Here is a 2,636-nt window from a genome sequence, read left to right on the forward strand (position 1 = left end):
CATTAGCAAATGATTGCCAATACAAAACAATTACAAGATTGCCACTACAAAAATTTTTGAAAATTAGATGCAAGTCGTTGATTCATAACGCCACCAACCCTCAAAAACGGTCAAAAAGGGGGGCGAGGTGTCGAACTTCGGTGCCCAGGTCGTCTCCATCGCCGTTGAGCACGCCATTGGCATAAACCAGCGCGCGGGCCACCACCTCTTGCGCGCTCACGCCCTGCTGGGCGGCCAGGTCCAGCGCCACGCGCTTCATCGCGCGCTGCGACAGCATCCACATCGCGCCGAAGGCATCCCAGGCGGCAGCGGCTTCCCGGGATTTTTCGTGGTCGGCGAGGATCTCGGACAACGGCTTGGCCAGGATGTCCTGCAGTTCATCGAGCCTGGCCTGCATCGCTTGCACATGCGCCTCGCGCTGCAAGGCCTCGGCTGCGGCGTTGGCGGCAGCATCGGGCGCGGCGGGCACGGGCAGGCTGCCGTCGGGATTGGGCTGGGCGATGGTGAGGGAGGAGAGGGGCGAGGGCAGCGACATGGTGGCCACAGGATACCCGCCGGGCAACCCCTGCGCCTGCCAGTCATTCCAGGACCAGCGCCCGGGGTTCTACACTGCGCCCCATGCAAATCTACATGGTGGGCGGCGCGGTCCGCGACAAGCTGCTGGGTCGCCCCGTCAATGACCACGACTGGGTGGTGGTGGGCGCAACGCCCGAGCAGATGCTGGCGCTGGGCTACCTGCCCGTGGGGCGTGACTTCCCGGTGTTCTTGCACCCCGAGACCCGCGAGGAATATGCGCTGGCCCGCACCGAGCGCAAGAGCGGGCGCGGCTACCGGGGCTTTGTGGTGCAAAGCTCGCCCGATGTCACGCTGGAGGAAGACCTCTCACGCCGCGATCTCACTATTAATTCAATAGCATCCAGCACAGATGCATCGGGCGTAACCTGCCTTTTTGATCCCTATCACGGTGAACAAGACCTGCGTGCCCGCGTGCTGCGCCATGTCACCCAGTCGTTCCGCGAAGACCCGGTGCGCATCCTGCGTGTGGCGCGCTTTGCGGCGCGTTTTGCCGACTTCACGGTGGCGCCCGAGACCCTGCAGCTCATGCACGAGATGGTCGTGCACGGCGAGGTGGACCACCTGGTGGCCGAGCGCGTCTGGCAGGAACTGGCGCGCGGACTGATGGAAGGCAAGCCCTCGCGCATGTTCGAGGTGCTGCGGGCCTGCGGCGCGCTGGCCGTGCTGCTGCCCGAGGTGGACCGCCTGTGGGGCGTGCCCCAGCGCGCCGAACACCACCCCGAGGTGGACACCGGCGTGCACCTGATGATGGTGCTGGACATGGCGGCCCGGCTGCAGGCCCCGCTGGTGGTGCGCTTTGCCTGCCTGGCGCACGACCTGGGCAAAGGCACCACGGCCGCCCATGTGCTGCCGCGCCATATCGGCCACGAAGAGCGCAGCGCGCAGCTCCTGAAAGACGTGGCCGAACGGCTGCGAGTGCCCGTGGACTGCCGCGAAACGGCTGATGTGGTGGCGCGCGAGCACGGCAACATCCACCGCAGCGGCGAGCTGTCGGCCGCGGCGCTGGTGCGCCTGCTCGAACGCTGCGACGCCATCCGCAAGCCCCAGCGGTTTGCAGACATCCTGCTGGCCTGCGAGTGCGATGCGCGGGGTCGGCTGGGGCTGGAAGACACGGCCTACCCGCAACGCCCCCGCCTGCTGGCCGTGCTGGGCGCGGTGCAGGGCGTGGTCACGCGTGACATTGCCGCCACCGCAGCGGCCCGCGGCCTGAGCGGCCCGCAGGTGGGCGCGCTGATCCACCAGGCGCGGGTGGCGGCGGTGGCGCAATGGCTGCAGCGCGACGGGACGGACTAAAGGAACCTCTGCATAACTCCCTGCGGTCTGCGCGGGCCCGGGCTCGGGCAGTCCACGGCGTTGCTTTTCTTGCCAATAGCCATGCTATTGGCTGCAAAAAGCGCCTTGTAGCCTATCGCGATCCGCACCAGCGCATCCTCGCGAGGGTTATGCAGAGCTTCCCAAACCTAAAAACGGCAGTTGATCGCTTGTAGTCTTGCCGCACACCGCGTGGACTCTGGCCTTGGGTTGTTTTTGCAGCCTCACCTTTGGGGTGACAGCGCTATGCACTTGCCAGCACCGCTTTTATTGAGTCGGCATCAACCAACTTGAATGCGTTGATGCGGTTCGAAGCTCTGCGCAAGGCTTCGACAGGCTCAGCCCGAACGGCTGGTTCAAGTTCAAAGGTGCCGACTCAATAGGCTGAATCGCGATCTGAATTGCGCCGCCCAGGGCGGGAATGCGCCGCTGCCATCGAAGCAGGCCTCCGTCAGAAAGCGTAGGTGACTGCCAGAACTCCGTTCAAGCCAGCGCGGTCCCGCACGATCGGGCTATTGGCCGCATCGCCGAGAAGACGGCTGTAAGACAGCCCCGCCGTAGCGGATGAGCGCGGCGAAATCGCATAGGTTGCCGAAACCGACACGCGGACGTCGCGCATCCCGGCACTGGCCCGGTACAGACCCAGGCCACTGCGGGCCGACTGAGCGGCGTCCACCCCGAAGTACGACTGCATGTATTGCGCGTTGGCCCAGGTGGCCGCCACGCCCGCGCCCACGCGCCAAGCGGGA

At 65.6% G+C, this 2,636-nt stretch carries 3 protein-coding genes; 1 reads left to right on the forward strand and 2 read right to left on the reverse strand.

Translation table 11 applies throughout. The features are described from left to right. Nucleotides 1–100 precede the first annotated feature (100 nt). Entirely contained in the window at nt 101–535 is a 435-nt protein-coding gene (locus ACK543_RS13995; protein ID WP_409943455.1) for a hypothetical protein, read from the reverse strand. A gap of 83 nt (nt 536–618) precedes the next feature. Here ACK543_RS13995 and ACK543_RS14000 point away from each other — a divergent pair, with 83 nt between their 5' ends. Further along, entirely contained in the window at nt 619–1,869 is a 1,251-nt protein-coding gene (locus ACK543_RS14000) for a multifunctional CCA addition/repair protein (RefSeq protein ID WP_409943456.1), read from the forward strand. Between the two features lie 469 nt (nt 1,870–2,338). On the opposite strand, the gene ACK543_RS14005 is transcribed toward ACK543_RS14000, so the two are convergent. Continuing rightward, nucleotides 2,339–2,636 (reverse strand): MipA/OmpV family protein (locus tag ACK543_RS14005; RefSeq protein WP_409943457.1); only part of this gene is annotated, 298 nt, incomplete at its 5' end.

The sequence above is a fragment of the Acidovorax sp. genome (genome assembly GCF_046341535.1).
GTDB lineage: Bacteria > Pseudomonadota > Gammaproteobacteria > Burkholderiales > Burkholderiaceae_C > Acidovorax.